A 17,381-nucleotide genomic window follows, 5' to 3' on the forward strand; every position below is an offset into this window, starting at 1 on the left:
CTTAATCCTCCCAACGTTTTAAACAAAGTACTGCATTGTGACCACCAAAGCCAAAAGAATTTGTTAATGCATAGTCAAATTCATGTTTTTGACTTTTATTTGTAACAATATCGATTTCGATGGCTTCATCCACTTGCTCGATATTGATTGTTGGTGGAATAAATTGATGTTGCAATGCATTCAGAGTAGCAATGGCTTCAATACCACCGGTTGCTCCTAATGCGTGTCCGGTCATACTTTTCGTACTACTGACACGAACTGTTTTAGAAGCTTCTCCCAAAGCAGTTTGAATTGCTTTGGTTTCTGCAACGTCATTTGATGGTGTACTTGTGCCGTGAGCATTGATGTACCCGACATCAGAAGCTTTGATCGCAGCTTCATCAATTGCTAACCTCATTGCTTTAGCAGCCCCGCTTCCGTCAGGCCTAGGAGACGTCATATGGTAAGCATCACAATTTGAGCCATACCCTACGATTTCACCTAAAATCTTGGCACCTCTGTTTTTAGCATGTTCTAATGATTCAAGAACTAAAATTCCTGCGCCTTCTCCCATCACAAAACCGCTACGGTCTTTGTCAAAAGGAATCGATCCCCTATTCGGATTTTCCTCAGACGTTACAGCAGTTAATGAAGCAAAACCAGCAATCCCTATTTCAGTAATCGAAGCTTCTGTTCCTCCTGCTAGTAAAACATCAGAATAACCATGCTTAATATTTCTAAAGGCTTCACCAATTGAATTATTCGCCGTAGCACAGGCTGTGACGGTTGCGGTACAAGTCCCTCTTGCACCTACGCGTAAAGCGATATTACCTGCCGCCATATTTCCGATTGCCATTGGTATAAATAAAGGTGCTACTCGTTTAGGACCTTTTTCACGCATTCGTGTTACTTGATCTTGAATCGTCTGAAGTCCACCAATACCAGAACCTACCATAACACCGAAACGGTCAACATCAATTTTTTCTGTCTCTAGTTTACTCATTTCCATAGCTTCTAACGCTGCATAGATACCATAAAGGGAAAATAAATCCATTCTCTTGGCATCTTTTTTGGCAAAGTATTTATCAAAAGGAAAATCCTTTACTTCTGCTGCTAATGTAATACCTGTTTCGCTTGCATCAAATTTTGTGATTGGACCAATGCCATTTTTTCCCATTTGCAAACTTTCTAAAAAGGCCGCTGCATCATTTCCAATTGGAGATGCTACACCATAACCTGTAATAACTACGCGATTCATTCAACCGCTCCTTTCAAGTTTGTTCGCTAGCCGTGCATGACTAGACCACCATCTACATTCAAGACTTGTCCTGTAATATACGAACTTTTCGCTATGAAGATAGCTGTATTGGCAACGTCTTCTACTTGCCCAAATGATTGTAATGGAATTTGCTGACTCATTTGTTCTTTTACTTTATCGGATAACACTTCTGTCATTTCAGTTTCGATAAATCCAGGTGCGATAGCATTACAAGTAATTCCTCGTGCTGCAACTTCTCTTGCAACAGATTTTGTTAGACCGATAACTCCAGCTTTACTTGCAGCATAGTTCGCTTGACCGATATTTCCCATCAGCCCGACCACGCTAGACATATTGATGATCCTGCCACTGCGTTGCTTCATCATTTTTTTGATTGCATGTTGCGTCATATTGAATGTTCCGGTTAAATTGATTTGGATACATCGAGTAAAATCTTCTTCTGTCATTCTTAATAATAGCTTATCATTTGTGATCCCTGCATTATTCACTAAGACATCAATCGATCCTAAACCATCAACCACTGCTTGAATCATTTTTCCAGCAGACTCAAAATCGGCAATATTTCCAGAAACACCGATACATTTAACCCCAAAAGATTCTACTTCAGCAATTAAATCAGTGCCAATTTCACTGCGTCCATTCAAAGCAATGTTTGCTCCTTTTTTTGCAAAAGCCAAAGCAACAGCCTTTCCTATTCCACGTGTGCTTCCTGTAACAAACACATTTTTTCCTTTTAGATCCATGTGTTACCTCCTATTTAGAAGAGCTTCAGTTTCAGACAACGTTTTTTCGTCTTCAACACGAGCCGTTTTTATCTCTTTGTCAATCTTCTTGATAAAACCAGTCAATGTTTTCCCCGGTCCAACCTCTATTATTACATCAACGTTCATTTTTTTGATTGTTTCAATGCTCTCAGCAAACCGAACAGCCGACATTACTTGTTTCTCTAACAAATATTTAATTTGTGATTGCTTCATGACTTGAGCTGTGGTATTACTAATTACAGGAATCGTCATTTCTGTAAAATCTACTTTCTCTAACTCAATAGCTAATTTTTCAGATGCAGTTTTTAATAAAGCTGTATGAAAAGGACCACTAACTTTCAATGGAATCATTCGCTTCACACCTGCTTCTGTCAATAATGACACCGCCTTGTCAACTGCAGGAGTTTCTCCTCCAATTACGATTTGCTGTGGAGTATTATAATTTGCAGGTGAAACAATTCCCAACGCGCTGGCTTCTAAGCAACATTCTTCTATTAAAGATCGCTCAGCGTTCATTACAGCCACCATTTTTCCTGTCCCAGAAGGTGCCGCCTCAGTCATAAATTGTCCTCTTTTAGCAACAAGTTGAACAGCTTCTTTGAAGGAAATCGCTCCGCTTGCCACAAGTGCACTATACTCTCCTAAACTAAGACCAGCTACAACATCTGGCTGATATCCTTTAGCTTGTAAAAGTCGATAAAAAGCAATACTAACTGTTAAAATTGCTGGTTGAGTATATATAGTTTCATTTAATTGGTCATTTTCAGTAAAGCAAATCTCTGCCATGTCATAGCCTAAAACATCACTAGCTTCTTGAAATGTTTCTTGAATAATTTTCTCTTGGTCAAACAATTCCTTACCCATACCAATATATTGGGCACCTTGTCCGCTAAATACAAAAGCTGTTTTCATTTCATTACCTCATAAATAAATTTTTTATTTTATCCAGTGACTACATCTAGAAGCCATGATTTCTTTAGTTTCATTCATATAAGATTCAATGATTTCTTTAGCTGTTTCTTCTTTTTTTATAAGTCCGGCAATTTGTCCAGCCATGATTGAGCCATAATCTATATCGCCTTCAACAACTGCTTTACGTAAAGCACCTTGCCCCATCTTTTCAAATTTTTCAAGATCAGGTGTGTCGCTTCTCAATTCTTTTTTCTCTAATTGATCGTACTCTCTAGTCAATTTATTTTTGATTGTCCGGACGGGATGACCGAAATGTTGACAAGTAACCGTTGTATCAACATCTCTTGCTTTGATAATTCTAGCTTTATAATTTTCATGTACAGTACATTCTTTTGCAATTAAAAAACGGGTCCCAACTTGGACGCCATCTGCTCCTAGCATCAATGCTGCAGCCATCCCACGGCCATCACCAACACCGCCAGCCGCGATGACTGGGATCGTTAGTGCATCTACAACTTGAGGTACCATGCTCATCGTCGTTAACTTACCGATATGTCCCCCAGCTTCCATTCCTTCAACCACTACTGCGTCTGCTCCGATCTTTTCCATACGAGCGCCAAGTGCAACAGAAGGAACAACTGGAATTACTTTAATCTTATGTTCTTTAAAACGCGCCATATATTTGCTGGGATTTCCAGCTCCAGTTGTAACAACTGGGACATTTTCTTCACAAACTAAATCTACGATATCTTGTGCAAAGGGTGAAAGCAGCATAATATTGACCCCAAATGGTTTATCAGTAATTTTTTTGATTTTTCTAATTTCAGCTTGCACCACTTCTCTTGGCGCATTGCCGCCTGCGATGATTCCAAGACCACCTGCTTCGGATACAGCTCCAGCTAAAGAAGCATCTGCAATCCAAGCCATTCCCCCTTGAATAATAGGGTATTTAATTCCTAATAACGCACATATCTTCGATTGCATAAATGACATCCTTCAAACTATAGAATAATTAATCAAAAAAGAGCTGGAACAAAACTCTATAAGTTTAGTACCAGCCTTTCGAATTCCAACGAACGGTGTGAAAAAAGCTAGACTCTGTAGCAATTGTTGAGAATCGCACAGAGCCTTGCTCATCCAACTTTTAATTTACCTAATCGCTTTGATTATTCTGCTTTTTGTTTTTCTACATATGTTACTAAATCTTGAACAGTCGTAATACCATCTTCAGACTCGATTTTTATGTCAAAAGCATCTTCGATTTCATTGATGATTTGGAATAAGTCTAAGCTATCCGCGTCCAATTCTTCTTGAATGTTGGTTGTTAATTTTACTTCCTCAGGCTCTTTACCTAATTCTTCTACAATAATTGCTTGAATTTTTTCGAATACCATGTGTATATTCCTCCAATAATTTTCTTTTTTAGTTTATATAGTCACAGTTCTCACAGCGTTAAGAGGATCGAACCCCACGTTAAACCGCCGCCGTAGCCTGTTAACACAATTTTTTGTTTAGAGCCTAGTTGAAGCACTCCGCTTTCTACTGATTCATCCAGTAATAAAGGGATGCTTGCCGCAGAAGTGTTTCCATTATACTCCATATTTGTTAAAAATTTTTCTCTTGGGACTTTTAGTTTTTTCGATATTTTTTCAATGATTCGCTTATTTGCTTGATGCAGTAATAAAAAATCAACGTCTTCTTCTATGATTTCTCGAATATTATTCGTCACATCACTCAAGGAAAAATCATAAATATCTCTACCAGTCATTTGTAGATGTACACTAGTCTCACTACTTCCCGTATAAAAAGGGCTCTTATTTTTTAAGTAACCAGAAGTAAGCGAGTTTGCACGCTGACCATCAGCTTGTAGCTTTTCATTTAGAAAATGTTCTTCAGTACTTGCTTCTAGTAAAACTCCGGCTGCTCCATCACCAAACAAAACAGCTGTACTACGATCATTCCAATCAAGTACTTTAGATAAAGTTTCTCCACCAATGACCATACCTAATTTTTTTCCTGTACGGATCAATTTTTCACCCATGCTCAAAGCATAAACAAAACCACTACAAGCAGCACTGATATCAAAGGCAAAAGCTTGTGTTGCAGAGATGCTACCTTGAACTTGACAAGCGACAGAAGGTGTCCCATAGTCTGGAGTCATCGTTGCTACTAGAATAAAATCTAAATCAGCAGCTGACTTACCAGATTTTTCTAATAATTTATTGGCCACTTCAATGCACAAGTCTGACGTATTTTCGTCAGTAACTATATTTCTCGACTTTATTCCAGTCCGGCTAGATATCCATTCATCTGATGTATCCATCATCGTTGAAAGTTGATGATTTGATACGGGATTTTCAGGAACATATCGGCTCGTACAAGTTATTTTTGCATATTGGTTCATCTTGTTCCTCACTTTTATTTGTATTCCTTTAAGAAGTCGTGAAGATTCTTCAATGCTTTCAATAAAGCTTTTTCTTCTGCTTTATCCATTCCATTTAAAATCCGTCTAACCATTTCTTTATGGAAGTGCTGATGGACACGAAAAAGTAATTTCCCTTTTTTAGTCAAACCTAACTTAACTACCCGACGATCATCTTCACTTCGTATGCGCTCAACATATCCTTTTTTTACTAGATTATTGATTGCTACGGTCAGAGTTCCTACAGTGATCGATAACTCTTTAGCGACTTCAGAAGAAGTTTTCTTCTTATACATTCCGATTGCCTCTATTGTATGCATCTCAGTAATGGACAAGTCGTTGAATTGTGATTTTTTCAATTCAGATTCTTCGATCGTCAAAATATCATTAAAGACACTGACAAGATAATCATTGACTGTTTCTAAATTAGGTTCCATGTGTGTGCACCATCCATATACTTTGATTATCAAATCATTTGATGTTCAAACTATATCGCATATGAAAAAATATTGCAAGTAAAATATTAAATTTTTAATTTTTCTTAATCCATAAATACATTCTCTTACTCTAAAAAAAACAACCTTTCAAAAACACTTAATAGATTGGACTGAATTGGTTATCATCTATTTTAGTTTGACTATCAAAATATTTGCAATTTAAGAAACTCTAAACTCATGAGAATTGGGAACCATTCTTGCCATATTACTGAAATAGTATTGAATATAGTAATCAGACACAATTAAGTTTGATCGAACTCTGGGTGATATAAGAAAAAAATCCTGTGGCGCACAAAATTGTACGCCACAGGATTTTTGATTATTGTCATTAATTTTTGTTAAATACAGACTGAAATTTGCTAATTATTGAATTAAATCATAAATTTCCATCGCAACAATATCAATATTATCAAATTGATAACTTTGTTGAGAATCTGTTTCAGTTAATTCAAACGTTTCAGTTGATTTATCATAGTTTACGATGCATTTTTCTGCACCCTCACGTTCAAAACGACGAACTTGAATTTCGTTATCTGTAGCTTCAGTCATCGCTTCAAGTCGCTTGATAATCGCCACAAGTTGTGAATGTTTCATAAATGGGCCTCCCTTTAAAAACTAGTTCTGTACCATTGTATCAAAACATTGTCGTTCTTGCATGATATTTCGTCATTTTTTTTAATTTTTTTGCTGTTCTTTAATTTTTGACTACAGGCTGCTTTCCATCTCCCCACCAAAGCTTGATCAAAGCCTGCGTCCCATCGTTCTCAAAGCCTTCATTCGCAAGCTTTTCATAGAGTTCTGTTGCCAATCGAGTCGCTGGTAATTCAAGATCCATTTTCTCAGCTTCATCTAAGGCAATTTTTAAATCTTTTATAAAATGTTTTACAAAAAAGCCAGGAGAATAATCTTCTTTTAATATTCTCGGACTATAATTACTCAATGACCAATTTGCTGCGCTTCCTCCCGACAAAGTTTCAATTACCTTATCCAGATTTAAGCCAGCTTTGTTAGCATAAACCATCATTTCTGTCATACCAGTCATGGTACCAGCAATCATAATTTGATTCGCCATTTTAGTATGCTGTCCTTTACCAGAAGCACCATGTAAAGCAAACGTTTTTCCAAATGTTTTAAAAATAGGTAACACTTGCTCATAGGCTGTCTGATCGCCACCAACCATGATCGTCAATGTACCATTTTTAGCTCCTAAATCTCCTCCAGATACGGGTGCATCTAACGCTATACCACCCAATTCACTAGCCTTTAATGCTATTTTCTCAGCTAATGTTGGCGTACTTGTAGTTAAGTCAACAATTATCTTATCTGTAATATTCACTGAGAAAATACCATTTGCTTCAAAATAAATTGCTTCGACCTCTTTTGGAAACCCCACCATTGTAAAAATGATATCACTACTTGCGGTAATTGCTGCCGGTGTATCTTTCCAAAGAGCGCCAGCTTTTACTAATTCATCTGTTTTACTCTTGGTTCGATTATAGACATTTACCTCTAGTCCTTGCCTCATCATATTTCTAACAATTGCAGCACCCATGACACCTGTTCCAATGAATCCAATTTGCGGCATAATGATACTCCTCCTCTTAGTATAATAAAAACTTCTTATCTTAGTATAAACTAAGATAAGAAGTTTTAACATTTATTTTCTTAATGAGGTAAATTTCACTTTGATTCGTTCAATAGAAGCCGCAGTATCTTTTTCCAAAGTACGTTGGTCGTAGTATTTGATCATGTCTTCATAAAATTCAACCATCACATTACCAAAATGAGTTGCAGATATCTCATAAAGCTTTTCTTTTAAAATAGCTTCATTCGATGGGATTTCCGCCTCAACATACTCTATGAAGGTTGAAGCAAAATCAGCATCGGTTTTAAACGTTCTTCCCAAACTTTCATGATCAAATAAATTATTCAAATATGCATTTCCTTCAACAATACATGGAACACCTGAAGCCATTGCTTCAGTATAAGTCAAGCCTTGCGTTTCTGAGGTCGAAGCACTAACGAAATAATCTGCAGCCTTATAGTAAATGGCTACTTGATCATTCGGTACCTCACCAATAAATTGAATCTTATCTCCTATACCTAATTCTTCACCCAAATAGCGAAGCTTACCTACGTAAGGACCATCTCCTACAATCACAAAGCGAGCATTTGGAAAGCGTTCAAAAATAGTTGGTAATCCTGTTACAATTGCTTGAATATTTTTTTCGTATGAAATGCGACTCAAAGATAATAACATCAAACTATCGTCTGTTAATCCTAATTCTTTACGAAGCGCTTTTTTCATTTGGATTGTAATATCGGGTCTTTCAAATTTTTGGATATCAATACCGGTCGGAATGATCCTCATTGGTGATGTCACACCATATTCTTTTAACTTATCAATTACTCTTTCACTTGGACAAACTACTCCCGTTGTATGATTTGCAAAAAAACGAGAAAAATATTTAACATGTGTAGGACGTACAACTTTTCCATTTGCAATATAGTGTAAATAATCTTCATACATCGTATGGTACGTATGAATAACAGGAATTTTAAGCTTTTTACCGACCATCTTACCTAATAATCCAGCCCCAAACTCAGTATGAGTATGAATTAAGTCTAAATCCAACTCTTTAGCAATCAAATAGGCGTACCACATACCTCTTACAACAATCCTGCGATCTTTGAATGAAACAAAAGGAACACTAGGCATTCGAATGACATCTTCCTCAAATTCTTTTGCATTAGGATCTGTCGTCGTAAAAATATAAACTTCGTGTCCCTTTTGTTCTAATTCTTCTTTAAGTGTTTTAATAGATGTTGCAACCCCACTAACTTGGGGAAAATATGTATCTGTAAAGAAACCAAATTTCACCTTGTTCCCCTCCATTAATTTCTAATTCTTTTGTTGCATTTGTTCTTTTTGTTCTACTATATCAATACTTAGAACTTTTTCATAAACTTTTTTTAGCTCATGACCAATTCGTTCAATACTTTTTTCCTGTGCAACATTGTAACCTGCTTGACAGGTATTTGGAATTTCATCATTAACAAGTGCTTTAATCAAATAAGTAAATTCTTCATTAGAATGCCCCATATAACAGTTTACTTTATTTTCAAGCCAGCCTTTATATACTGGGATATCTCTTACTAGAACCTGCTGTTTACTTGCTAGCGCCTCTAATATAACGATTCCTTCTGTTTCCTCATAAGAGGGGAAGAAAAATAAATCAGCTGCGGAATAAGCTCCTTCAATAATATCACCCTTGATATAACCTGGGAACTCTACGTTTTCAGGATGTTCTTCTTTTACGATCGTGCGAATGTTTTTAGGTATTGAGTACATAGGCGTGTGCCCAAACCAGATAAATCGGTAATTAGGAAATTTTCTAGCTAATGCAACAAAATCAATAATGCCTTTTCTTTCAAAATATAAACCTACACAAATAATTACTTTTTGTTCCTTTTCAATCTTAAAGTACTCTCTAAATTTTGATTCTTTTTCTTCTGAGCGCTCAAATCGTTTCAAATCGATTCCATTAGAAATTGAAACAATCGGAACAGTTATGCCATAACCTTTTAATAAGTCCTTTGAATACGGTGTAGGTGTAATCAAATAATCTGCTTTAGAATATAAGCTCACTAAGTATTTTTTAACTAAAGGAGAAATTTGATTGGAACCAATAAATGAATTTCTAAAATCTTCTTCGGTTGAATGGGCATGATAAATAACTTTCTTACCTAATTTTTTAGCTTTATTTACCATGTTATGGCTGTTGATTCCATAAGTATTAATATGTAAAATATCATAATCTGTACAATCAGCGTCTAATGTATACTCTATCCCAACTTCAGAGAGTGCCCGCTTCTGATGGTCTAACGCGCGTCCTATTCCAGACTTCGCTAATATTTTTTCACCTTCAAAATATAATAAAACCTTCACGTTGCCACTCCTAACTTATTTAAGTTATTATACCATAGGTTAAAGAGACCTTACTCATTCTAAAGTCTTAGTTCACTCAGCTTACATTTATTATATCAAAAAACAGCGTAGGAAAGCCATTATTCCATAAAATAGATGCTTCATATGACAAAACTGTTAGATAAAAGTAAGCAACTTTACTATCTCATAATTCCATTTATTATTAATTCTATCAAATAATAAAATTTATTTTACTATAAAACAAAAAAGAACGAAAACTTATTCAGTCTTCGTTCTTTTACTCCGGCAGTAGGACTCGAACCTACGACATCATGATTAACAGTCATGCGCTACTACCAACTGAGCTATGCCGGAATAATTAGCGTGGCGACGTCCTACTCTCACAAAGGGAAACCCTTCACTACAATCGGCGCTAAGAAGCTTAACTTCTGTGTTCGGCATGGGAACAGGTGTATCCTTCTCGCTATCGCCACCACACTGGGTGTTGTTGCTATTTAGTTGAGTGATTATTCACTCAAAACTGGATTGAAGTAATAGAATCAAACATTCCGAAAAACTTTTTTATTTCGCTTCTTTGGTTAAGTCCTCGACCGATTAGTATTGGTCCGCTCCGTACATCACTGCACTTCCACTTCCAACCTATCTACCTCATCATCTCTGAGGGGTCTTACTTTCTTAAAGAAATGGGAAATCTCATCTTGAGGTGGGCTTCACACTTAGATGCTTTCAGCGTTTATCCCTTCCCTACATAGCTACCCAGCAATGCCCTTGGCAGAACAACTGGTACACCAGCGGTAAGTCCATCCCGGTCCTCTCGTACTAAGGACAGCTCCTCTCAAATTTCCAACGCCCGCGACGGATAGGGACCGAACTGTCTCACGACGTTCTGAACCCAGCTCGCGTGCCGCTTTAATGGGCGAACAGCCCAACCCTTGGGACCGACTACAGCCCCAGGATGCGACGAGCCGACATCGAGGTGCCAAACCTCCCCGTCGATGTGGACTCTTGGGGGAGATAAGCCTGTTATCCCCAGGGTAGCTTTTATCCGTTGAGCGATGGCCCTTCCATGCGGAACCACCGGATCACTAAGCCCGACTTTCGTCCCTGCTCGACTTGTAAGTCTCGCAGTCAAGCTCCCTTCTGCCTTTACACTCTGCGAATGATTTCCAACCATTCTGAGGGAACCTTTGGGCGCCTCCGTTACTCTTTAGGAGGCGACCGCCCCAGTCAAACTGCCCACCTGACACTGTCTCCCACCACGATAAGTGGTGCGGGTTAGAGGGTTCATAACACAAGGGTAGTATCCCACCAGCGCCTCCACCGAAACTAGCGTTCCGGGTTCATCGGCTCCTACCTATCCTGTACATGTGGTACAAACACTCAATATCAAGCTACAGTAAAGCTCCATGGGGTCTTTCCGTCCTGTCGCGGGTAACCTGCATCTTCACAGGTACTAAAATTTCACCGAGTCTCTCGTTGAGACAGTGCCCAAATCGTTACGCCTTTCGTGCGGGTCGGAACTTACCCGACAAGGAATTTCGCTACCTTAGGACCGTTATAGTTACGGCCGCCGTTTACTGGGGCTTCAATTCTGAGCTTCGCCGAAGCTAACCCATCCTCTTAACCTTCCAGCACCGGGCAGGCGTCAGCCCCTATACTTCATCTTTCGATTTTGCAGAGACCTGTGTTTTTGATAAACAGTCGCTTGGGCCTATTCACTGCGGCTGACCGAAGTCAGCACCCCTTCTCCCGAAGTTACGGGGTCATTTTGCCGAGTTCCTTAACGAGAGTTCGCTCGCTCACCTTAGGATACTCTCCTCGACTACCTGTGTCGGTTTACGGTACGGGCAGTTGTTTTCTCACTAGAAGCTTTTCTTGACAGTGTGACATCAGGAACTTCGGTACTATTATTTCCCTCCCCATCACAGCTTGTCCGTACAGAGTAAAGCATTTGACTCTACTCAAGACTTACTGCTTGGACATGCACTTCCAGTCGCATGCATTCCTTAGCCTCCTGCGTCCCTCCATTGCTCAAACAAAAACAACTGGTACAGGAATATCAACCTGTTGTCCATCGCCTACGCCTTTCGGCCTCGGCTTAGGTCCCGACTAACCCTGGGCGGACGAGCCTTCCCCAGGAAACCTTAGTCATACGGTGGACGGGATTCTCACCCGTCTTTCGCTACTCATACCGGCATTCTCACTTCTAAGCGCTCCACTAGTCCTCACGATCTAGCTTCGACGCCCTTAGAACGCTCTCCTACCATCACACCAGAGGTGTGATCCACAGCTTCGGTAATATGTTTAGCCCCGGTACATTTTCGGCGCAGGGTCACTCGACTAGTGAGCTATTACGCACTCTTTAAATGGTGGCTGCTTCTGAGCCAACATCCTAGTTGTCTGTGCAACCCCACATCCTTTTCCACTTAACATATATTTTGGGACCTTAGCTGGTGGTCTGGGCTGTTTCCCTTTCGACTACGGATCTTATCACTCGCAGTCTGACTGCCGAATATGAATGAATGGCATTCGGAGTTTATCTGAATTCGGTAACCCGAGATGGGCCCCTAGTCCAAACAGTGCTCTACCTCCATCATTCTTAACTTCGACGCTAGCCCTAAAGCTATTTCGGAGAGAACCAGCTATCTCCAAGTTCGTTTGGAATTTCTCCGCTACCCACAGCTCATCCCCGCACTTTTCAACGTACGTGGGTTCGGTCCTCCAGTGCGTTTTACCACACCTTCAACCTGGCCATGGGTAGATCACATGGTTTCGGGTCTACGACTACATACTCATTCGCCCTATTCAGACTCGCTTTCGCTGCGGCTCCGGCTCTTCACCTTAACCTCGCATGCAATCGTAACTCGCCGGTTCATTCTACAAAAGGCACGCCATTACCCATTAACGGGCTTTGACTTGTTGTAGGCACACGGTTTCAGGATCTATTTCACTCCCCTTCCGGGGTGCTTTTCACCTTTCCCTCACGGTACTGGTTCACTATCGGTCATTAGGGAGTATTTAGCCTTGCGGGATGGTCCCCGCGGATTCCGACGGAATTTCTCGTGTTCCGCCGTACTCAGGATCCTCCTAGGTGTTGCCAACATTTCGTCTACGGGGCTATTACCCACTTTGGCGAACCTTTCCAGGTTCTTCGACTATCTTGACAGACTACCACAACGGAGTCCTACAACCCCAACAAGCAAGCTTGTTGGTTTGGGCTCTTCCCGTTTCGCTCGCCGCTACTCAGGGAATCGAATTTTCTTTCTCTTCCTGCAGGTACTAAGATGTTTCAGTTCTCTGCGTCTACCTCTAACCAGCTATGTATTCACTGGAAAGTAACATCCTATAAAAGATGTTGGGTTTCCCCATTCGGAAATCTCTGGATCATAGCTCACTTACAGCTCCCCAAAGCATATCGGTGTTAGTCCCGTCCTTCATCGGCTCCTAATGCCAAGGCATCCACCGTGCGCCCTTATTCACTTAACCTTATGACCTTACGGTCAATTGTTTGGTTCGTTTCTCTAGCGATAGAGGCGTCACCAATAAAATAAGCTTCGAACAGTTAATTAACTCTTCAACGCGGTGTTCTCGGTTTGTTTTGATTACTTTTTTACTTCAATATCCAGTTTTCAATGAACAATAATTAGTAACCATTGGTTACTAATGGAGCCTAGCGGGATCGAACCGCTGACCTCCTGCGTGCAAAGCAGGCGCTCTCCCAGCTGAGCTAAGGCCCCGTGGTACTTATTAAAATGAGAGTAAACCTCTCAAAACTGAACAAAGTGTCGACGAATGTGTAAGTTTCCGTAATATTCCTTAGAAAGGAGGTGATCCAGCCGCACCTTCCGATACGGCTACCTTGTTACGACTTCACCCCAATCATCTATCCCACCTTAGGCGGCTGGCTCCACAAGGGTTACCTCACCGACTTCGGGTGTTACAAACTTTCGTGGTGTGACGGGCGGTGTGTACAAGGCCCGGGAACGTATTCACCGCGGCGTGCTGATCCGCGATTACTAGCGATTCCGGCTTCATGTAGGCGAGTTGCAGCCTACAATCCGAACTGAGAGAAGCTTTAAGAGATTTGCATGACCTCGCGGCCTAGCGACTCGTTGTACTTCCCATTGTAGCACGTGTGTAGCCCAGGTCATAAGGGGCATGATGATTTGACGTCATCCCCACCTTCCTCCGGTTTGTCACCGGCAGTCTCGCTAGAGTGCCCAACTGAATGATGGCAACTAACAATAAGGGTTGCGCTCGTTGCGGGACTTAACCCAACATCTCACGACACGAGCTGACGACAACCATGCACCACCTGTCACTTTGTCCCCGAAGGGAAAGCTCGATCTCTCGAGTGGTCAAAGGATGTCAAGACCTGGTAAGGTTCTTCGCGTTGCTTCGAATTAAACCACATGCTCCACCGCTTGTGCGGGCCCCCGTCAATTCCTTTGAGTTTCAACCTTGCGGTCGTACTCCCCAGGCGGAGTGCTTAATGCGTTAGCTGCAGCACTGAAGGGCGGAAACCCTCCAACACTTAGCACTCATCGTTTACGGCGTGGACTACCAGGGTATCTAATCCTGTTTGCTCCCCACGCTTTCGAGCCTCAGCGTCAGTTACAGACCAGAGAGTCGCCTTCGCCACTGGTGTTCCTCCATATATCTACGCATTTCACCGCTACACATGGAATTCCACTCTCCTCTTCTGCACTCAAGTCTCCCAGTTTCCAATGACCCTCCCCGGTTGAGCCGGGGGCTTTCACATCAGACTTAAGAAACCGCCTGCGCTCGCTTTACGCCCAATAAATCCGGACAACGCTTGCCACCTACGTATTACCGCGGCTGCTGGCACGTAGTTAGCCGTGGCTTTCTGGTTAGATACCGTCAAGGTAAGAGCAGTTACTCTCCTACTTGTTCTTCTCTAACAACAGAGTTTTACGATCCGAAAACCTTCTTCACTCACGCGGCGTTGCTCGGTCAGACTTTCGTCCATTGCCGAAGATTCCCTACTGCTGCCTCCCGTAGGAGTCTGGGCCGTGTCTCAGTCCCAGTGTGGCCGATCACCCTCTCAGGTCGGCTATGCATCATGGCCTTGGTGAGCCGTTACCTCACCAACTAGCTAATGCACCGCGGGTCCATCCATCAGTGACACCCGAAAGCGTCTTTCAAATCAACACCATGCGGTGTCGACTATTATGCGGTATTAGCACCTGTTTCCAAGTGTTATCCCCCTCTGATGGGTAGGTTACCCACGTGTTACTCACCCGTCCGCCACTCTTCTTTTCAAATGAGTGCAAGCACTCGGTAGAAAAGAAGCGTTCGACTTGCATGTATTAGGCACGCCGCCAGCGTTCGTCCTGAGCCAGGATCAAACTCTCATAATAAAAGTTGAACACGATCTTGCGATCGATAAGCTCATTTGGTTGCTAGCATATTGCTTGCTTGTTAAAAATTGTTGTTTGTTTTTACCGTTGTAAAAACAACCTACACATTTGGTTCGTCTTACTTTGTTCAGTTTTCAAAGGTCTACTGTGTTACCTCGCAGCAACTTTTATATCATATCAAATCTTTGATTTGATGTCAACACTTTTCTTCAAAAGTTTCAAAGTCTTTTCTGCTTGATGTTATCGAATGTTTCGTCGACAACTTCATTAGTTTATCAGGTTTGTTGTTATTTGTCAACAACTTTTCCTGATTTTCCAAGTTTTTTTAAAACCTGAATTGTTATTTTATTTCTTTTTCATTGCCACTCGTTTCTGAGACAACTTCATTATTTTATCAGGTCAGTTATCATTTGTCAACAATAATTTTTCTGATTCCTAAAGTTTTTTTCACCCGTTAGGATGTTATGTTATTTTTATCGTTCGACGTGTTTCATTAGTGCCTTGCGACAAGATATAATATAACAAGTTTTTCTTTATTGGTCAACCATTATTTTGAAAAAAATCAAAAAGAATTTTTTGTATTTGTATAACTCTTCGATTCATTTTCGCCTTTACACTACAAATATAGTTTCATATTTCAATTTACACTTATTTACTGTTTTTTTTCCAGACTATTTTTATAATTTATATGAAAATAGTTCGAATTCATTTCCATATAAATCACTTGCACTTCCTATATTAACAAATTCATTTCCAAGATAGAACTGAATAAGCTTTTGATTACGTGCTAAACAATCTAAACGTAGTTCTGATACTTCTGTTTTAAATTTTAGTTTCAACTCAGTCAACAATTCTTTTCCATAACCACTACCTCTATAGTTTGGCCGAATGATTACGCGATGGAGATAGTAAGCAAATTGCTTAGGGTCATACTCTTGCCAAAGTAATTTGTCCCATGCAGTTGGATTTTTCCATGCGGCTACCATTCCTGCTAATTGGTTCTTATTATTATAGAAGAAAAATACTTCTCCTCTTTCGACAGCTTCGGCTAAACCATGCTTATCTTCTCCCTGTAAAATATCAGACCACTGATCACTCCCTATTTCTTGTAACCATTCCGCACTTTCTTTTAATATAGATAGTGCTATTTTCGTTTCTGTCTTAGTGACTTTCTTTAGTTGCATTCTTTACTTCTTCCTATCTATATATACTTTTGTAAAAAAAAAGAACAAAACATGATTGCTTTGTCCTGTTTTTTAAACTCTGAAATAAAAGAGGTCACCACAGTGCCTTTTATTATTATCTAACTATTTAATGTTAAAACATTGGTACTCCTTGAATATCATAAGAAGCTAGTAAATTTTTTAATTCAGATGGTTTTTCCCACACGTAACTATCATTGTTCGTAGAATTCATATGTTCTTCGTTCATTTCAAATACAAATAAAGGCATATTTTCAGCATCTGTATGTGCATTTGTTAACTCGACTAAATTAATTGAAGTAACATCTAGTTGAATTTCTTCTTTAAAAAATTGTAACATACTCGCCAATCCGGTCATATCTTCAGAAACTTTTGTTGTCACAAACGCCATTGACTCACCATCAGGATGAACAAGAAACTTTTTTGAACCATCATTTAGATTCAGCATAATAGTACCAGCGACTTTTTTGTTAGACAAAACATCCACCTCAATTAATTTTTGTTTTCATAAACTACGAAAATTGTACCATATTTTCTGAAAAAAAACAGAATTATTTCTCAAGTAACTCGTTCATCGCTTCATTAGTCCAGATAGGAAGCTCTTTTTCTAATGTCTCAAACCCTATTTTTTTATTTTTATTGGTAAAGTATTTTTTACGGCGAAGATTTGGTTGCTGGATTTGTGTCTCTAAGGTTCTTAAAGATAAGCTGATTTTTTTTGAGTATTCATCAACATCAATAATCTGCACTTTAACCTCTTGTCCAACTGTCAATAAACTGTGAATATTTTTAGTATAGCCAGCTTGTACTTCTGAAACATGTATCAATCCTTGGATTGTATCACTTAATGAAACAAAAGCACCGTAGGGTTGTAACCCTGTGATCGTTCCGTTAAGAATCATCCCTATTTTGTATTCCATTTTCTTATCCTCTTTTCATAAATCCCATCAAAATGTTTTGCTTCTATAAAATGATATCACGTTCCATTAAAAAGTG

At 39.8% G+C, this 17,381-nt stretch carries 14 protein-coding genes, 2 tRNA genes and 3 rRNA genes; all 19 read right to left on the reverse strand.

Annotation, left to right across the window (positions count from 1 at the left end; genetic code table 11):
- Position 1: 1 nt before the first annotated feature.
- The 19 genes from fabF to IGJ55_RS12860 all read right to left on the reverse strand — a co-directional run bounded on the left by fabF (position 2) and on the right by IGJ55_RS12860 (position 17,305).
- Positions 2 to 1,237: a beta-ketoacyl-ACP synthase II gene (gene fabF / locus IGJ55_RS12770; RefSeq protein ID WP_069640089.1), complete on the reverse strand. Its 1,236-nt coding sequence runs from the start codon at positions 1,235 to 1,237 to the stop codon at positions 2 to 4.
- A 26-nt stretch (positions 1,238 to 1,263) separates the two neighbouring features.
- A complete protein-coding gene (gene fabG / locus IGJ55_RS12775) occupies positions 1,264 to 2,001 on the reverse strand; it encodes a 3-oxoacyl-[acyl-carrier-protein] reductase (RefSeq protein ID WP_069640088.1) in 738 nt (245 codons plus the stop codon).
- Positions 2,002 to 2,004: 3 nt separating this feature from the next.
- Entirely contained in the window at positions 2,005 to 2,934 is a 930-nt protein-coding gene (gene fabD, locus IGJ55_RS12780; RefSeq protein ID WP_429948923.1) for an ACP S-malonyltransferase, read from the reverse strand.
- A gap of 24 nt (positions 2,935 to 2,958) precedes the next feature.
- Positions 2,959 to 3,918: an enoyl-[acyl-carrier-protein] reductase FabK gene (gene fabK / locus IGJ55_RS12785; protein WP_069640086.1), complete on the reverse strand. Its 960-nt coding sequence runs from the start codon at positions 3,916 to 3,918 to the stop codon at positions 2,959 to 2,961.
- Positions 3,919 to 4,100: 182 nt separating this feature from the next.
- Complete coding sequence (locus tag IGJ55_RS12790) at positions 4,101 to 4,328, reverse strand: acyl carrier protein (RefSeq protein WP_025873142.1); 228 nt, start codon at positions 4,326 to 4,328, stop codon at positions 4,101 to 4,103.
- Between the two features lie 50 nt (positions 4,329 to 4,378).
- A complete protein-coding gene (locus IGJ55_RS12795) occupies positions 4,379 to 5,338 on the reverse strand; it encodes a beta-ketoacyl-ACP synthase III (RefSeq protein ID WP_069640085.1) in 960 nt (319 codons plus the stop codon).
- Positions 5,339 to 5,352: 14 nt separating this feature from the next.
- Positions 5,353 to 5,793, reverse strand: coding sequence for a fatty acid biosynthesis transcriptional regulator FabT (gene fabT, locus IGJ55_RS12800; protein WP_069640084.1), 441 nt, complete (start codon positions 5,791 to 5,793; stop codon positions 5,353 to 5,355).
- A gap of 423 nt (positions 5,794 to 6,216) precedes the next feature.
- Entirely contained in the window at positions 6,217 to 6,447 is a 231-nt protein-coding gene (locus IGJ55_RS12805; protein ID WP_010773374.1) for a YkuJ family protein, read from the reverse strand.
- Between the two features lie 100 nt (positions 6,448 to 6,547).
- Positions 6,548 to 7,438, reverse strand: a complete 891-nt coding sequence (locus tag IGJ55_RS12810; protein ID WP_069640083.1) for an NAD(P)-dependent oxidoreductase — start codon at positions 7,436 to 7,438, stop codon at positions 6,548 to 6,550.
- Positions 7,439 to 7,510: 72 nt separating this feature from the next.
- Positions 7,511 to 8,734 carry a glycosyltransferase family 4 protein gene (locus IGJ55_RS12815; RefSeq protein ID WP_429948919.1) on the reverse strand — a complete coding sequence of 408 codons (1,224 nt, stop codon included), beginning with the start codon at positions 8,732 to 8,734 and terminating at the stop codon, positions 7,511 to 7,513.
- Between the two features lie 21 nt (positions 8,735 to 8,755).
- Complete coding sequence (locus IGJ55_RS12820) at positions 8,756 to 9,802, reverse strand: glycosyltransferase (RefSeq protein ID WP_069640081.1); 1,047 nt, start codon at positions 9,800 to 9,802, stop codon at positions 8,756 to 8,758.
- A 280-nt stretch (positions 9,803 to 10,082) separates the two neighbouring features.
- Positions 10,083 to 10,156 (reverse strand) — tRNA-Asn (locus IGJ55_RS12825).
- Positions 10,157 to 10,163: 7 nt separating this feature from the next.
- A 5S ribosomal RNA gene (gene rrf, locus IGJ55_RS12830) occupies positions 10,164 to 10,279 on the reverse strand.
- A 97-nt stretch (positions 10,280 to 10,376) separates the two neighbouring features.
- A 23S ribosomal RNA gene (locus IGJ55_RS12835) occupies positions 10,377 to 13,288 on the reverse strand.
- 178 nt (positions 13,289 to 13,466) lie between these two features.
- Positions 13,467 to 13,539, reverse strand: a tRNA-Ala gene (locus IGJ55_RS12840).
- Between the two features lie 83 nt (positions 13,540 to 13,622).
- Positions 13,623 to 15,183 (reverse strand): 16S ribosomal RNA (locus IGJ55_RS12845).
- Together the 16S, 23S and 5S rRNA genes with 2 tRNA genes alongside form the textbook arrangement of a ribosomal RNA operon.
- Before the next feature lie 677 nt (positions 15,184 to 15,860).
- Entirely contained in the window at positions 15,861 to 16,367 is a 507-nt protein-coding gene (locus tag IGJ55_RS12850) for a GNAT family N-acetyltransferase (protein ID WP_069639107.1), read from the reverse strand.
- Positions 16,368 to 16,500: 133 nt separating this feature from the next.
- Positions 16,501 to 16,872, reverse strand: a complete 372-nt coding sequence (locus IGJ55_RS12855; protein WP_204638612.1) for a hypothetical protein — start codon at positions 16,870 to 16,872, stop codon at positions 16,501 to 16,503.
- A gap of 64 nt (positions 16,873 to 16,936) precedes the next feature.
- On the reverse strand, positions 16,937 to 17,305 hold the full coding sequence (locus tag IGJ55_RS12860) for a CvfD/Ygs/GSP13 family RNA-binding post-transcriptional regulator (protein ID WP_429948917.1): 369 nt from the start codon (positions 17,303 to 17,305) through the stop codon (positions 16,937 to 16,939).
- Positions 17,306 to 17,381: the final 76 nt, after the last annotated feature.

This window comes from Enterococcus sp. AZ170, assembly GCF_050545135.1.
GTDB lineage: Bacteria > Bacillota > Bacilli > Lactobacillales > Enterococcaceae > Enterococcus_L > Enterococcus_L ureilyticus.

What these genes read in the sequence shown, in the direction of transcription:
- fabF (WP_069640089.1), bottom strand. Translation starts at nt 1,237, where the DNA reads ATGAATCGCGTAGTTATTACAGGTTATGGTGTAGCATCTCCAATTGGA.
- fabG (WP_069640088.1), bottom strand. Translation starts at nt 2,001, where the DNA reads ATGGATCTAAAAGGAAAAAATGTGTTTGTTACAGGAAGCACACGTGGA.
- fabD (WP_429948923.1), bottom strand. Translation starts at nt 2,934, where the DNA reads ATGAAAACAGCTTTTGTATTTAGCGGACAAGGTGCCCAATATATTGGT.
- fabK (WP_069640086.1), bottom strand. Translation starts at nt 3,918, where the DNA reads ATGCAATCGAAGATATGTGCGTTATTAGGAATTAAATACCCTATTATT.
- IGJ55_RS12790 (WP_025873142.1), bottom strand. Translation starts at nt 4,328, where the DNA reads ATGGTATTCGAAAAAATTCAAGCAATTATTGTAGAAGAATTAGGTAAA.
- IGJ55_RS12795 (WP_069640085.1), bottom strand. Translation starts at nt 5,338, where the DNA reads ATGAACCAATATGCAAAAATAACTTGTACGAGCCGATATGTTCCTGAA.
- fabT (WP_069640084.1), bottom strand. Translation starts at nt 5,793, where the DNA reads ATGGAACCTAATTTAGAAACAGTCAATGATTATCTTGTCAGTGTCTTT.
- IGJ55_RS12805 (WP_010773374.1), bottom strand. Translation starts at nt 6,447, where the DNA reads ATGAAACATTCACAACTTGTGGCGATTATCAAGCGACTTGAAGCGATG.
- IGJ55_RS12810 (WP_069640083.1), bottom strand. Translation starts at nt 7,438, where the DNA reads ATGCCGCAAATTGGATTCATTGGAACAGGTGTCATGGGTGCTGCAATT.
- IGJ55_RS12850 (WP_069639107.1), bottom strand. Translation starts at nt 16,367, where the DNA reads ATGCAACTAAAGAAAGTCACTAAGACAGAAACGAAAATAGCACTATCT.
- IGJ55_RS12860 (WP_429948917.1), bottom strand. Translation starts at nt 17,305, where the DNA reads ATGGAATACAAAATAGGGATGATTCTTAACGGAACGATCACAGGGTTA.